General features: G+C 43.4%; 14 protein-coding genes. 4 read left to right on the top strand and 10 right to left on the bottom strand.

The window, feature by feature from the left end; all coding sequences use genetic code 11:
• The first annotated feature begins 205 nt into the window (after positions 1-205).
• Together K7A41_RS01060 and K7A41_RS01055 are read left to right on the top strand one after the other, a co-directional pair.
• Entirely contained in the window at positions 206-1,072 is an 867-nt protein-coding gene (locus K7A41_RS01060) for an N-acetylglucosamine kinase (RefSeq protein WP_028071358.1), read from the top strand.
• An 11-nt stretch (positions 1,073-1,083) separates the two neighbouring features.
• Positions 1,084-1,605, top strand: coding sequence for a glutathione peroxidase (locus tag K7A41_RS01055; RefSeq protein ID WP_265712229.1), 522 nt, complete (start codon positions 1,084-1,086; stop codon positions 1,603-1,605).
• A 55-nt stretch (positions 1,606-1,660) separates the two neighbouring features.
• Here the strand turns inward: K7A41_RS01055 and K7A41_RS01050 are convergent, their stop codons facing one another.
• Positions 1,661-2,797: a serine hydrolase domain-containing protein gene (locus K7A41_RS01050; protein WP_265712228.1), complete on the bottom strand. Its 1,137-nt coding sequence runs from the start codon at positions 2,795-2,797 to the stop codon at positions 1,661-1,663.
• A 32-nt stretch (positions 2,798-2,829) separates the two neighbouring features.
• On the bottom strand, positions 2,830-3,708 hold the full coding sequence (locus tag K7A41_RS01045; RefSeq protein ID WP_265712227.1) for a LysR family transcriptional regulator: 879 nt from the start codon (positions 3,706-3,708) through the stop codon (positions 2,830-2,832).
• Positions 3,709-3,800: 92 nt separating this feature from the next.
• Here K7A41_RS01045 and K7A41_RS01040 point away from each other — a divergent pair, with 92 nt between their 5' ends.
• Positions 3,801-4,514: a class I SAM-dependent methyltransferase gene (locus K7A41_RS01040; protein WP_265712226.1), complete on the top strand. Its 714-nt coding sequence runs from the start codon at positions 3,801-3,803 to the stop codon at positions 4,512-4,514.
• A gap of 321 nt (positions 4,515-4,835) precedes the next feature.
• Here K7A41_RS01040 and K7A41_RS01035 read toward each other — a convergent pair whose 3' ends face one another.
• From K7A41_RS01035 to K7A41_RS01025, 3 genes are read right to left on the bottom strand one after another with little or no spacing between them, the layout of a single operon-like run.
• Positions 4,836-5,297 (bottom strand): NUDIX domain-containing protein, encoded by a 462-nt coding sequence (locus K7A41_RS01035; protein WP_265712225.1) that lies wholly within the window; start codon positions 5,295-5,297, stop codon positions 4,836-4,838.
• Between the two features lie 33 nt (positions 5,298-5,330).
• Positions 5,331-6,077, bottom strand: a complete 747-nt coding sequence (locus K7A41_RS01030) for a hypothetical protein (RefSeq protein WP_265712224.1) — start codon at positions 6,075-6,077, stop codon at positions 5,331-5,333.
• 52 nt (positions 6,078-6,129) lie between these two features.
• A complete protein-coding gene (locus K7A41_RS01025) occupies positions 6,130-7,404 on the bottom strand; it encodes a DEAD/DEAH box helicase (protein ID WP_265712223.1) in 1,275 nt (424 codons plus the stop codon).
• Positions 7,405-7,549: 145 nt separating this feature from the next.
• On the opposite strand from K7A41_RS01025, the gene K7A41_RS01020 reads away from it, so the two are divergent.
• Positions 7,550-9,964: an alpha-ketoacid dehydrogenase subunit alpha/beta gene (locus K7A41_RS01020; protein WP_265712222.1), complete on the top strand. Its 2,415-nt coding sequence runs from the start codon at positions 7,550-7,552 to the stop codon at positions 9,962-9,964.
• A gap of 61 nt (positions 9,965-10,025) precedes the next feature.
• Here K7A41_RS01020 and K7A41_RS01015 read toward each other — a convergent pair whose 3' ends face one another.
• From K7A41_RS01015 to K7A41_RS00995, 5 genes are all read right to left on the bottom strand, one after another.
• Entirely contained in the window at positions 10,026-10,880 is an 855-nt protein-coding gene (locus K7A41_RS01015) for an ROK family protein (RefSeq protein ID WP_265712221.1), read from the bottom strand.
• Entirely contained in the window at positions 10,867-11,973 is a 1,107-nt protein-coding gene (gene aroC, locus K7A41_RS01010) for a chorismate synthase (protein WP_265712220.1), read from the bottom strand. The genes K7A41_RS01015 and aroC overlap by 14 nt, the downstream gene beginning before the upstream one ends.
• A gap of 199 nt (positions 11,974-12,172) precedes the next feature.
• Complete coding sequence (gene aroA, locus K7A41_RS01005; protein ID WP_265712219.1) at positions 12,173-13,423, bottom strand: 3-phosphoshikimate 1-carboxyvinyltransferase; 1,251 nt, start codon at positions 13,421-13,423, stop codon at positions 12,173-12,175.
• Positions 13,423-14,535, bottom strand: a complete 1,113-nt coding sequence (locus K7A41_RS01000) for a chorismate mutase (protein ID WP_028071370.1) — start codon at positions 14,533-14,535, stop codon at positions 13,423-13,425. The genes aroA and K7A41_RS01000 overlap by 1 nt, the downstream gene beginning before the upstream one ends.
• Positions 14,536-14,654: 119 nt before the next feature.
• The gene (locus K7A41_RS00995) at positions 14,655-15,479 is read right to left on the bottom strand and encodes a prephenate dehydratase (RefSeq protein WP_028071371.1); all 825 of its coding nucleotides are present in this window, start codon (positions 15,477-15,479) and stop codon (positions 14,655-14,657) included.
• Positions 15,480-15,547: the final 68 nt, after the last annotated feature.

Here is a 15,547-nt window from a genome sequence, read left to right as displayed (position 1 = left end):
AAGTATCCTAGGCTAATTCAAATAAATAATGACATCTGACCCCTAATATATTTGTTTCGCGTCGTCGGTACCACGGCAGGGCAGCTCGGATTGTCTCGTATTTATGTCATAAGGTTGGTAGCAGATCCGAAAAAATCTGTTTTTTTTCAGAATTTTTACTAAGTTTGATACACGAGTTTATAAGGGAAAATAATCGAGAATTTGTATGATCTTAGTTGTTGATAGTGGCTCATCCAAGTCAGACTGGAAACTGGAACTGCCGGATAGTGCACCCATTTCGTTCAGTACAAATGGACTTAATCCTTTTTTTGTCAATGAGAAAGAAATTACACGGGTTATCAAAGAAATACCGGAGATCATTCCATATGCCGACGAGGTTACCGAGCTCTACTTCTTTGGAGCAGGCTGTATTACCCCCGATCGGCGTGAGATGGTTTCCAATGCATTGACTCCGCTGTTTGAAAATGCCTATATTTCTGTAGAGAACGATCTTTTTGGAAGTGCGCTGGCGACCTGCGGCAATAAAAAGGGCTATGTAGCTACGATGGGTACGGGCTCGGATCTAAGCTTTTTTGATGGGGAGGAGCTCCTTCCGTCGCATAATGGTAACGGGTATGTCTTGGGTGATGAGGGCTCTGGAGCATATTTTGGCAAAAAGCTACTGTGTTTATTCCTCTATGGCCGTATGCCGAAGGATTTAAATGAAAAATTCGCTACCAAATACAGGATCAACAAAGAAATTGTAATCAAAAACGTTTATCAGAAAGAACGACCCAATGCTTTCTTAGCATCTTTTGCCCCCTTCATGTCTGATAATATTACCCATCCATTTATCATTGATCTCATTAAGAGTGGTTTTGAGGAATTTGTACAGGCCTCCATACTAACCTATCCGGATTATAATCAGTACGAATGTCACTTTGTAGGTTCCATTGCGTATAGCTTTGATCTACTGCTACGGGAAGTATGTGCCACGCACCAAATAAAAGTAGGAACAATTCTAAAGTCGCCCATTAACGAATTATTCGATGCTGTATTGGAGCGGGAGAGCAATTCATTGTTAAGTCTTTAAACTATATAAATATGATTATAGCAACTATTATGGTGTATATGTCGATGTTATTTGGCAATCCCGCGATTTATAATTTCACTTTCAAGACGTTGGAAGGACAAGAAGTGAAGATGTCCGAATTCAAAGGCAAAAAGATATTAATCGTAAACACGGCATCCAAATGCGGTTTTACAAAGCAGTATAAGGATCTCCAGGAATTGCATAAAACATTTGGTGATAAATTGGTAATCATCGGTTTTCCGGCCAATAACTTTGGACAGCAGGAGCCGGGGTCCAATACGGAGATTCAGGAGTTCTGTGAGCAGAATTATGGGGTAGATTTTCTAATGGCTGAGAAAGTTGAGGTGAAAGGCGAGCAGATTTCACCGCTTTTTAAATATCTCACTACACAGGACAATCCGGATTTCACCGGCGATATTAAATGGAATTTTGAAAAATTCCTCATCGACGAAAATGGTAAGTTGGTGCATCGTTTCCGTTCAGCTACCAATCCGTTGGACCCTGCGATCGTAAGTTGGGTACAAAACAAGTAATAAAACAGAAAGCCGCTACCGTAAGCGGCTTTCTTGTTTTTTATACCCTCTGAAGCTATTGGATGTAAGTCTCGTGAAGGGCACGGATACAATCTCGCAGAAGGGGATTGAAATCGTCGTTGTCAGGAATATTACAGCCATTCGTAATCACTACAAACCCGTATTTGCGTTTAGCATCAAAAAACATTGCACTATAAAGGCCATAAGCGGACCCCGTATGCCCGGTTAGGGTAACACCAGGGACGACGTCCTTTTTGTTCATGATGGCGAGCCCATAACCCGCATCTTTATTAACCGATTTTTGCATCAGCTTTGCATATCGCCGTGGCATAATGCTTACGCCCTGGCTTTTGCCGTAATTCATGTGCACGAGCATATACCGCGCTAGATCCATTGCTGATATTTTCATCCCACCGGTAGGGGATAGCACCGGCGTACTATATCCTAAATGATAAGACGACAGTTCTTCACGTCGCGGATGATAAGCATTTGGTTCGGGCCGATAATTTCCCTTTCCATCAAAGGAATATAGGGGCACAAATCTGTTCTTGTCGAGTGAATCAACGCAGTAACCGCCATATAAATGCAGTGGACTAAGAATATGGTGGACGATATAGCTGTCAAAGCGGGTTTGCGTTAGCCGCTCTAAGGCGGCACCTGCCATATTAAAGTTTAAATTGCAATATTCATACCGACTACCGGGTTTATAGCTGTTGTAGGACTTCTTCCAGTTCGGATTTTTAGATGGATTGATCACATCAAGATTGAAGTAACCATTGCTGTCGTTGATACTGGAGGTATGTGAAAGTATCATGCGGAGTGTAATTTTCGCATCGGGATACTCCGGGTTGCGGACAGGGAAACCTACTAAGTCGCCAAAATCATCGTCCAGTTTGCAAATACCTTTCGCAACGAGCTGCATAAAAGATGTTGCGGTAAAAGATTTTGAAATGGAAGCAATCCGAAAGATGTCATCGTCCTGTAATGCTTTCTTCTCTGCCAGCTGCTTATAACCATAATTCTTGTGGAAACTAATTTTGTTGTTTTTGACCAGTACCACGCTCAGCCCTACAGCCTGATACTGTTGCATGATCGCAGCCAGTTTTTGGTCGATCACTGTGCTGCTCTGCGCCATAAGTAGAGTTGGGAACAACAGGACCAGTTGCAAGAAAAGAATAAATGTCTTTTTCATATGTTTAGTAGCTTAAAATATTATCTGGCGCGTTAGATGATGAATTTTCGATACTCGGTTTGAATACAGTCAATAAATTCGCCCAAAGCGCTGTTCTTACTTTTTATATTTGAAACGAGGATGAGTTCTGTTTTGCTGTCTACATCCAGGATATCCATTGTTTTTAGTTTGAGATGCGGATACTGCCGGACCGTGGATGCAGGTACGACTGCCAGACCCAGACCCTGCGAAACGAGTTCAAGAATCGATGACATGGAATTGCTCTGGTGAACAATACGCGGCTCAAATCCCATCCTATTACAAGTATTGATGACCAGTCTGTGGTATTCTGCGGCGTACTTTTGATTAAAGGAAATGAAATTCTCATGAAAGAAGTTGAGGGTTTGGAAATCGGTTTCCACTGATCCGGCGATAATCAGAGGGTCCTCAAACAATGAAGTTACGCGGAGTTCACTCGAATAAATCGGAGCGCGCATAATACCAAGATCCAGCTTTCCGTTTTCCAGCGCGGCTTTCTGCTTTTGGGTCGATGTTTCGAACAGACTGACCCTTAGGTACGGAAATTTACCCTGGATTTGTTTTAATACCGTGGCGAGCATCTGTTTCGGGGTGGAACTGATATACCCGAGTTTAAACTCGCCTGAAATGTTGTTGTGGATTTGCTTGGTAATTGTTTTGCTGTGCTCAATATTCTGGAGGATATCAATCACCTCTTCCAAAAAGTATTTGCCTGCTTCCGTCAGTTCTACCCTTTTGTTTGTCCGGAAGAACAGGATGACTCCCAGCTCATCTTCAAGGTCTTTAATTTGCCTGCTCAAAGGGGGCTGGGACATAAATAAACGTTCGGCGGCCCTTCCAAAATGAAGTTCTTCAGCTACAGTTTTGAAATAAATTAGATGTCGAATTTCCATTGATACTTTTTTGGTATGAATTGATGACAAAATAAATATTTTTAATGAAATCAGCTTAACACTACCTTTAAATAATCAAAATTTATTCTCAAATGAACAAAGCAACATTGAAAGAAATAGAAGCAAGATTCGACAACGATGTCGAACGGTTTTCGAATTTGGAAACAGGGCAGGCGACGACGCTGGATGCGGTATGGAATATGGAACTGATCACAGATGCGATAAGAGGGCTTTATCCCGATCTGGCAGATGTTCTTGACATTGGCTGCGGTGCGGGTAATTACGATGTAAAGTTATTGCAAAAAGTACAGTCAAACCCTAACGTTACGTTGGTAGATCTGAGTTTGCCGATGCTAAATAGGGCTAAGGAACGCGTTTCTACGCTGACCAAGGGTAAGGTAGATATTGTTAAAGGTGACTTTCGTGAAGCGCCTCTCGCTGGACAACAGTATGATGTAATTATTGCCACCTCGGTTCTGCATCATTTGAGAGATGATCATGATTGGGAGAATGCCTTTAGGAAACTCTTTGGATTGCTTAGAGAAGGTGGCAGCCTATGGGTTTTTGATCTGGTCGAGCAAAGTGCTGAAGGACTTCAGCAGCTAATTTACCATGAAAAATATGGCGAGTACCTCACTCAGCTTAAGGACGAGCAATACCGCGATCATGTTTTTGCCTATATTGCGCACGAGGATACGCCCAAATCACTGATGTATCAGCTTAATCTGTTAACGAAGGTCGGCTTCAGCAATATTGATGTTCTGCATAAGAATCTCTGTTTTGCATCATTTGTTGGGTTCAAATAAAAACGGTAGACGGCAGCTGCAATGAGTATAGGCTTGCTCACTACCGAAACGAAAAAAATAAGGCGATACGGGGAGTATCGCCATAAAATCACACTAACTATTAAAAAACCTATAGGACTAGGAATTTGCAAATTCAATTAACCAACGTTTGTTCGATATCTATTTTCCCTTCATACATCCCGTCGGTAACGAGATATCAAATAAATAATAAAATGTAATTATTAAGGCTAATACTTCAAAAAAACGAAGTATCTGCATTGGTTTACGTAAAGATATGTGTTTATTTTTAAAAAACAAATAAAAATGACGAAAATTAAAAAATTAGTATGATTTAATTGTTTTCAAAAACTCTAACCATGCGATCTGGTCGGTTTTAAAGGTCAAATCCGCAATCGACAATTTCTCCAAAGGCACCCACCGAAAGGATTGTAGCTTGTTGTCTTCATCGCGCTGCTGTGGATCAAAATCAAAAGCTTTGGTAGTGGTTCTGATGTGTATGGCTGATGTATTTTTTACCTGGTAGTAAATTGAAATAATCTGGCTGTCATTGAAACTGGACTTTTCGTAAAAATCTGTTGTGTAGATATGCTTTAAGATAGCGATGTCAAATGCACATTCTTCTTTGTATTCCCGGATCAGTGCGTCCAATAGGCCTTCCCCATATTCGAGCCCGCCGCCGGGAAACTTTGTAAACGAAACATTTTCCGTCCGTTCGTCACTAATCAATACTTCTTCTCGGTCATTGACCAATATCCCGTATACTCTTACGTTAAATGGAAACATGATGTAATTATGTGTTATTTAGTTGATTTCTTGTTACAATGGCATGAAACCATTTTCTACGGCAAATTCATCCAATCCGATATAAGAGTAATGTCTCGGCAGAAACCAGCCTATTGCCTCCATGATGTCGGTAAATTCTTTCTCTGTTCTGAACTGATTGGCCACAATATTGAAAACTAGATCCTGAGAGACTTTCTTCTCGTCCTTATAGTTGCGGGCAATCAGCATCACTTTCGGATTCTTAACACCGTAATAATCTAAGAATTCACGGAGCTGTGCACGAGCAACCTGTGGCAGGATCACTTCGGAAGGCTGTCCAACCAGTATCTCTTCATCTTTGCCGATAACGGTTTGCTCATTTTTTCTGGAGAAAATACTATTGTCTGTATAAAACTCGTCGTTCAGGAAGTAGTTGACGAGATCACCGTACGTAAATACCCAGTCTGGATTTTCATATTGTGTGTTGATGGCAATACCGAAACCCTTCGGTAATACAAAATCTTTTAACCGGTTTTTTATAACAAAAGCCTGGAAGTTCTGATCTTTCGGCGCGCTTTCCAATTGAAAATAAGGAAAGCCATCTGGACCGATAACCACTTCAGTTTCGGCGAGTTTTAATGTGCTGGCCGCAATATTCGTTAAAAATGTATCCCGCCATTCTTCGTCCCGTTCTCCAAAAGGCACCTCCATTAAATTATTAATAATGATGGTCTTTTCAAGATCTCCTAACCTATTGTCGCTGGCGTTATTGCTATCGTCAAATAAATGTATTGTACTCATCTTGGATCTGTGATTTATTAATTGCAGGTAAAAGTAACAGAATAATTAGAATTTAACGACGTTTTCTGGATTTTGATTGCGCGTTCCGGCTATTACTGTGGCTGCTCGACAGCATTTTTTTCCAGCTCAGCAAATAAGGGTGCTGATCGTCAATTTTTATCTGACGTTTTAAGGACAGTTGTAGATTGATCCACTTCTGGTTGTCCTCGGCGTCACAAAATGTTAGTGCCGTCCCATTTAAATGCGAACGGCCTGTGCGGCCAATGCGGTGGGTATAGGTGTCGGGTGAATCCGGTACTTCATAGTTTATGATAGCCTCCAGATCTGGAAAGTCTATCCCCCGTGCCAACAGATCAGTGGCTATTAATATGCGGCTTTCTTTGTTTCGGAATTTCGTGATGATTTCCTCGCGTTGTTGCTGTGACTTATTGCCATAGAGTGCCAGGGCGGCGATGCCGTTTTTCACGAGATCAGCCTGTATGCGTTCCACACCGTGCACTGTTCGTGTAAAAATAATCGCTTGTGCCTGAATTTTGTTCTCGAGCAAATAACGCACAAGATTTTTTTTGTCATTTTTGTCCACATATAGGACATACTCAGTTATTCCTCCTGTCTTCCGTTCTTCCACCAAAATTTCGACCGGATCGCGGAGTTTCTTCCGGACGATTTTTTCAATTTCAGGCGTTTTCGTTGCAGACTGGAAGATTGATTGCCTCGTTGTAGGAAGTGTACCCATAATCGTATGGATTGCTTTGGCAAAACCCATGTCCAGCAGTTGGTCAAATTCGTCGATGACTAATGTGGTTATACTGTTAAGGTCGATAACACCCTGTGCCATAAAATCCATGAGCCTTCCCGGTGTTGCAAGAATGATCTGTGCATCTGCATACGCTGCCAGCTGCTTTTCGTAGCTTCCTCCGCCATAAAAGCTCACCGTGTGTATTTCGGTCCCAACGGTTAGATTCGCTATCCGCTCCTGTGTCTGGATACAGAGTTCCCTCGTAGGAAGCAGAACAAGGACTGTCGGCCCTTCATCTTTTCGCTGACGCAGCAACTGTTCTAAAATGGGAATGGCAAAAGCTTCCGTTTTACCAGTTCCGGTAGGTGCAATGGTTAAACAGTCACGGCCAGTCAAAATAGCTGGTATTGCCTGTTCCTGTACAGGAGTAAGGCTCGAAAGACCCTGCTTTTCCAGATTATGAAAAAGTTGTCGGTTAAGTGTTAATGCTGAAAAATCCAAAATATATTGCAATGATAAGTCCGTGGCAGAGAAACTAGCAGGTGCAGATCTCTCCGTCTGAAGCTTAATGTAATTAAAAATCCACAAAAATTAGGAATTTTTCTCAAAAAGTACTAATTTGAGAAATTAGAATATTCTATCTCAAATAACAGCTATTGATTGTCAATTTATTTGACAAACGCCAATTATATAGAATAATATTTTTGTTAAATTTGTTGAAACAAAAAAGAATATGTTTGATACTGCATTTGACCAAAACAATGAATCTACTTCTACTTTGAGCTTTGAAGAGTTCAAAAAGATCATTGTGAATGACTATCGAACTGCCTTGGAGAGTCGTTATGTGAGCCTATTGGGACGTAAAGAAGTACTTACGGGTAAGGCAAAGTTCGGTATTTTTGGCGATGGAAAAGAGCTGGCGCAGATTGCTATGGCCAAGGTCTTCCGGAATGGTGACTGGCGGTCAGGTTATTACCGTGACCAGACGTTTATATTTGCTTCGGGCATCAGTAATATCTATCATTTTTTCTCCCAATTGTACGCGCATCCTGACGTGGAAGCGGACCCGTCTTCGGCAGGTCGGCAGATGAACTGTCATTTCGCCACACGCGTTTTGGATAATCGGGGCAACTGGCTCGATCAGATGAGTCAGAAAAACTCTTTCTCAGATATATCGACTACTGGTGGTCAGATGGCAAGGATGCTTGGACTTGGGCTTGCCTCTAAATTGTATAGGCAAAACCGTAACCTGGATTATTTGTCCTATTTTTCCAATATGGGGAATGAGGTGGTGTTCTGTTCAATTGGTAATGCCTCCACTTCAGAGGGTGTATTTTTTGAGGTTATTAATGCTGCTGGCGTACACCAAATACCGGCTGTGATCTCTATTTGGGACGATGGCTATGGTATATCGGTACCGAACGATATTCAGACGACCAAGGGTGACATTTCCGAAGTGCTGAAAGGTTTCCAAAAAGAAGAACTGACCAATGGAATTGAGATCTTTAAGGTCAGAGGATGGGATTATGCGGGCTTATGTGAAACATACGAGCTCGCAGCCAATATCGCCCGGGAAAAGCATGTGCCTTGTCTGATCCATGTTACCGAGATGACGCAGCCGCAGGGGCACTCCACATCAGGTTCTCACGAACGCTATAAATCATCCGAACGTCTACAGTGGGAGGCTGATTTTGACTGCATCGCCAAGATGAAAGAATGGATACTGAGCTCGGGCATTGCAACGGAAGATGAGCTGGATCAGCTGGAACGTACAGCTAAGGAGCATGTCCGTCAGGAGCAGAAAAGAGCTTGGGCAGATTATATCCGGACGTTAAATCTGGAAGCAAAGGAAGCAATCGAGCTGCTGGCACGTATACCTCATGAAAAAGCAGATTTCGCAGCCAAAAAACTGCAATCCATGATCGAACCGTCCTTAAAGGAAGTGTATGGGCAGGTACGTAAGGTCTTGCATGAGCTTAAAGGACAGCATACTGCGGGGCGACAAGAACTGCTGGATTGGTATAAACAAAAACAAGAAATTAACGAAAAACGTTATAATTCCAAATTATTTACTGAGGGCGAGGACTCTCCCTTTGGGGTTCCATCAGTGGCTGCAGTCTACGACGAAAACTCCAAAATCGTAGACGGCCGTGAAGTGCTGAATCTATGCTTTGAGCAAAATTTTCAGCGTGACGAGCGACTGCTCGCTTTTGGAGAAGATGTTGGAAAAATCGGCGACGTCAACCAGGGCTTTGCTGGTCTACAGGACAAGTTGGGAGCACATCGTATCTTCGACACTGGAATCCGTGAAAACTCGATTATAGGGAAGGGGATAGGTCTGGCCATCCGTGGTTTGAGACCTATTGCTGAAATTCAATACCTGGATTATTTGATCTATGGAATCACTGTAGCCAGCGATGATTTAGCCAGCCTGAGCTACCGCACATTTGCCGGGCAAAAAGCGCCGGTAATTATTCGTACCCGTGGACATCGCTTGGAGGGGATATGGCATTCGGGCTCGCCCATGTCTGTTATCTTAGGTTCTTTGAGGGGGCTGCATGTCTGTGTACCACGCAATATGACGCAGGCGGCAGGGATGTATAATACGCTCTTCCGCTCGGACGAACCTGCAATTGTCATTGAATGTCTCAATGGATATCGTCTCAAAGAGCGCCTACCTGAAAATGTCGGTGAATTTACGGTCCCTATCGGTTATGCTGACTGTGTAAAAGAAGGACAGGACATTACCGTGGTTTCCTATGGCTCAACTTTAAGGGTTGTTGAGGAGGCAGCAGTGGAACTGGAACGTCTGGGGATAATGATCGAAATTATAGATGCACAGACCCTTCAGCCATTTGACAAGGGGCAGCTCTGTGCCCAGTCCCTGAAGAAAACAAATAAGTTGCTGATTGTCGATGAGGATGTTCCGGGCGGGGCCTCGGCATTTCTATTACAGGAAATACTCGAAAAACAAAACGGTTATTACTTCTTGGATAGTCAGCCAAAGACATTGACTGCGAAAGCGCACCGTCCGCCGTATGGCTCGGATGGTGATTACTTCTCGAAGCCTTCTTCTGATGATGTTGTGGAAACAGTCTACGCCATTATGCATGAAGCTAAACCAGAAAAATATCCATCTATGTTTTAATAGGTGGATATCTTTCTGGTAGAAATAATGCAGTTATTTGCGACTGCCGCAACTACCCCAATTAGCTAAATATACTGGCAGCGCCGATCATGGCGGCCTTCTCGCCGAGTACAGCGGTATAGAGTTTGAAGGCATCGAACTGCTCGCGTCCGGCGATAAAAATAGGGAGGGCTTTGGCGATGTTGCCACCGATCACGAAAATATTAGATTGATATTTTTTCGAGAAAAACGCCATAAAGTCAAATAAGTGGGTGGCATACTCTGATTTTATCAATTCAAATGCATCGCTCTCGCGGTAGTTTTCCAGAATTTCTTTCAGGCCGCTTACATCTTTTCCGGTAAGTTCCTTAAACCGTCTGACAAACCATCGCGTTACAAGATATTCTTCGAAGATACTCTCCGCATAAGGCGTATTCCATAGATCCGCGTCAAAAGCTTTTTCACCTTGGTTCCACACAGCAGATCCCAGACCGGTTCCTAAGGTAATCCCTAATATTCTGTTGTTTGACTGTAGGTTCTGCACAAAAATTTCGCCCTGTAGGAAAGCAGCCGCATCATTGATAAAATGAATGGCAGTAGGCGCCAGGTTCAATTCTGCCGCTAAGAGACTTTTAATGTCTTTATTATATAGCTTGTCGTACTTGCTCTGTCCTTGCATTTTGGAGATGCCATTCTCATAGTCAAATGGTCCGGGCATGGCGATGCCGACAAACTGAATGGCGGCGGGAGCACTGCAGACAATATCCTGAATGGTTGAGGCCCAGGTTTGTAAAATCGTTTTAGCATCTCCTTGCGAAAAAACGTGGTTTCTGACCACGTTCTCTAAATGTATATTCCATTGTTTGGTGTCAATGATACAGGCGGAAATATGGGTGCCGCCAATATCCACACCCACGACATAATTATCTTGCAGCATGTTTGTAACTTTGATGTTTAAGCAGATGATCCGCAATAACAAGTGCCGCCATGGCTTCAACAATGATTACCGCCCTCGAAACAACACAAGGATCATGTCTTCCCTTGCCACTGGCGATGGCGGGGTTGCCATGGACATCGACTGTTTCCTGATCTCTCATGATGGTAGCGACAGGCTTGAATGCTACTTTAAAAGTAATATCCATACCATTTGAAATTCCACCCTGTATTCCTCCGGAGAAGTTGGTATGTGTATGCACTTGATTTAAATCATGGTCATCTGCTACAAATATATCATTATGTTCGGAACCTCGCAACTCTGAACCTGCAAAACCTGATCCGTATTCAAAACCGTGCACAGCATTGATACTCATCATAGCTTTGGCCAGGTCGGCATGTAGCTTGTCAAACACAGGCTCTCCCAGCCCCACTGGAACGTGTCTAATGACGGCCGAAATACGTCCTCCGACAGTATCGCCCGCTTTACGCACCGAGTCGATAAATTCGATCATCTCATTTGCTGTGGCTGGATCTGCACAGCGCGCTATGTTGGATTCCCTGAGTTCATGCAGTGCTCCGAGATCTTTTGTGTCCAGATTGGGTGCCTCGATAGTGCCCACCCCCGATACATGGGCAAAGATTTCTATGCCAAATTGTTGTAGGAAGCTTTTCGCTACCGCTCCAGCGGCAACCCGTGCGGCTGTTTCCCGCGCCGAAGAGCGCCCTCCACCGCGGTAATCTCGAATGCCGTATTTCATCTGATAGGTGAAATCCGCATGTGAAGGTCTGAAGATATCCTTGATGTGTGTGTAATCTTTGGACCGTTGGTCCTCATTTGGTATTACGATGGCAATGGGCGTTCCCGTGGATTTGCCCTCAAATACGCCCGAAAGGATTTGTGCGGTATCGCTTTCTTTCCGCTGTGTGGTTATCCTGGATTGTCCGGGTTTCCGTTTGTCTAGTTCGGACTGTATAAATTCTTCGTCTATCGTTATGTTTGAAGGACAACCATCAATGATCACACCTATAGCTTTACCATGTGATTCGCCAAAAGTGGTGATCCTGAATAAATCGCCAAATGAATTTCCTGCCATAAAAATTAAATTTCAATAAACTTAGATAAAATTGCGTTTAAATCCAACCTTAGCTCAACAGTAAAACACAAAATTGTTCCCTCGCCTGGTCATGGCTATGTCCTGAATCCACTTTGCCAGAGTTGCCTTCTCGTGTTGCTTGCGGTTAAAAACGATAAGAAACTGGGTGACCAACGATGTTGCCCACCCAGTTATTTTATTATTCAATGATAAATGCCTGGGCCTGTAGATGTTTCCAGAAGTCAGGGTATGATTTCTCTACAACCTTCGGTTCGGCAATCTTGATCTGATCAAAAACGAGCGCCAATGGCGCAAAAGCCATAGCCATCCGATGGTCCTCGTAGGTGTCGAAAGTGAGATCTTGAGGACAATAGACTGCCTCAGTTTTCAAATGGTAAGTTCCATTGTCTTCGATCAATGCGGCGCCGAATTTTGCGATTTCCGCCTGCAGTGCTGCAATACGATCCGTCTCCTTGATTTTTAATGTTTCAAGTCCCGTGAACGAGACGTCACGACGTAATGCTGCTGCAACGACAACGACAGTCTGGGCAAGATCTGGGCATTCCTTGAAATCAAATAATGTTTTGTCCGTGGTCACCGGTTTTTTGATCAGATGCAGGCCGTCTGTCTGAAAACTAGACTGTACGCCAAAATGTTCCATAATATCAATAATCGCGATATCACCTTGTAGACTGTCTTTCCGAAGTCCCGGTAGGACAATGGCGGCATCCGGCCCCGCCAAAGCCACAATAGCATACCAATATGACGCAGCGCTCCAGTCCGGTTCAACATAAATTGTGCTTTTCAGGAAGGGTTGAGGCGCAATCTTTATGGCATTTTCTGTCCATTGGTGCTCAATGCCAGCACTTTTTAGCATATCCAATGTCATGGATACATAGGGCCTGGAGGTCAGCTCACCTTCGATTTCCAGTGTAAGTCCCTTCTTTAGTGCTGGTGCAATTAAGAGTAAGGCAGATATATACTGACTGCTTATATTACCCTTAATGCGGACACGGTCCCTTCCTTGAAACATCCCGCCAATTATTTTTAATGGAGGATAGCCCGCTTTTTTTTCATAATGGATGTCGGCACCGATTTCCTTCATCGCATCCACCAGGATACCGATGGGCCGTTGCTGCATACGTTCGGTACCAGTAAGGGTGAAGCTGCCCTTCACAAGGTTCAGGTATGCCGTCAGGAAACGCATCGCAGTACCAGCAGGGCCGATGTCAATTGTATTATCGCCAGGCTGAGGGTTGGCAGCAATCTGAAGTACACGGTTCAATGTTACTGTGTCTGCGGCCTCCGAAAGATTTTGAATATCAACCTGACCCTTACTCAGTGATTGGATAATGAGAGCACGATTGCTCTCGGATTTTGATCCCGTCAACTGAACCGTGCCTTTTATTTTCCTCGAGGGATGCGTCAGCTTGATCACGTGTCGACTCATTATGCTTCTGCTGTTGGTTGTTCTTGTACATTCATTACCGCATTTTGTTTGCGGATGGACTCGTTGTGAATTAATTCTAAGAATTTTGTAGCAAACTCATTGCTCAATGAAAGTGCTTCAGCAAGCTTGGTACGTTTTTGTACAATTTCATCCCAACGGTTGACTTGTAGGATAGTTACATTATTGTCACGTTTATATTCACCGATTTTCTCGGCAATTTTCATACGCTCACCGATTTTTTGGATAATCAAATCGTCCAATTTGTCAATATTGCTGCGTAGCTCGGCTAATTTATCTTCGAATGAAGGATTGTTTGAAGCCGCTTTACGCAAGGTCAAATGATCGATTAACTCTGCCAATGCCGCTGGTGTCACCTGTTGTTTAGCATCTGTCCAAGCAACGGATGGATCAATGTGTGACTCCATGATCAAGCCCTGCATATCCATATCCATCGCCTTTTGTGCGATGTAAGGCAGTAATTCGCGATTGCCGCAGATGTGGCTAGGGTCGTTAATGATGGGCAGGTCAGGGCAGGCAGTTTTTAGTTGAATTGCTAGATCCCACATCGGCTCATTGCGGAAAGCAGTTTTTTCGTACGAAGAGAACCCTCTGTGGATGGCGCCTAATTTCTTGATGCCGGCGCGGTTAATGCGTTCAAGAGCACCGATCCATAACGACAGATCTGGGTTGACAGGGTTTTTAACGAAAACAGGAACGTCTATGCCCTGTAGTGCATCGGCAATTTCCTGTACGGTAAACGGATTCGCCGTTGAGCGCGCACCCACCCAAAGGACATCAACACCCGCAGCCAGCGCTTCCTCGACGTGTTTTGCTGTAGCCACTTCTGTCGCTGTCAATAAGCCTGTTTCCGCTTTCGCTCTTTTTAACCATTCTAGGCCTACGGAACCTATACCTTCGAACTCTCCCGGACGTGTTCGCGGTTTCCAGATACCAGCACGCAAAATATTTACTTTTCCGGTATTTGCTAAAAGGTGTGCCGTTGATACTAACTGCTCTTCTGTCTCTGCGCTACATGGACCAGCAATGATTAAAGGTTTGTCTCCTGTGTCCAACCAAGATTTCAAAGGAGCGATGTCTAATGTATTTTTCATCGGAATAAAATTTTAAAGGTAAATGAAGCTGCTGTGAAGACCTTTATTCGCCTATGCTAAAGAAGGTATACCCAGGACAGATTCAGATTCAGTTTGATTATTTTTTATGTATGAGTTGATTATAGTTTTTCATTTTTGACGTATTCGCCCATAATATTAAAATTAATACTATGTTTCAGTACTTTACGGATCGCGGCTTCGTAGTCAGATTGCTTTTTCCATTCTACATCCACGAAAAAGTCATATTCGTTACGTTTTCCGATGACAGGCATGGATTGAATCTTGCTGAGGTTGATGTTCTGTTCAGCAAAGCACTGTAGGATGGTAGCCAATGAGCCTACTGTATTTCCTGTCTGAAATGATAATGAAGCTTTATTTGCATTTTTATGTTCAATCACCTCGTTTGACAGCACCAAAAAACGTGTAGCATTCTTTTTGTTGGTTTCGATTCTTTTTTCAAGGATCTCAAGGCCATAAATCTCGGCAGCCATAGTGCCTGCTATCGCCGCGGTATCCGTCAGCTTGCGTTCGGCAATCATCTTTGCCGTTGCAGCTGTGTCAGAACCCTCAGTGATTCGCACTCCCTCTAGTTCGGATAAAAATTCTTCGCACTGTCGAATCGCAATGGGATGCGATTCAATATGCTTGATGTCTTTTAACTTGACCCCAGGCAAAGCCATCAGGTTTTGCTGGATATTGAGGTACACTTCGCCTGTGATATGAAATTTATAGTCCCGCAACAAATTATAGTTGGGCAACAGGCTGCCTGCAATCGAATTTTCGATGGCCATGACAATATAGTCCACTTTCCGATGCTTAAGTAATTCGCAGGTTTTCTTGAATGAATCACATTCAACAATTTCGACATCCCGTCCAAAATACTTAAATGCTGCTTCCTCATGGAAAGAAGCCTTAGCTCCTTGTATTGCAATTTTTAAACTCATTGTTGTATCGCTATTTAGCCTTTAAACAAGAAGAGTCCCGGTCATTTTCACCGGGACTCTTCTTGTTT

The organism is Sphingobacterium sp. InxBP1, from assembly GCF_026191775.1.
GTDB classification, from domain to species: domain Bacteria; phylum Bacteroidota; class Bacteroidia; order Sphingobacteriales; family Sphingobacteriaceae; genus Sphingobacterium; species Sphingobacterium thalpophilum.
This window is presented reverse-complemented; position numbering and strand designations above follow the sequence as displayed.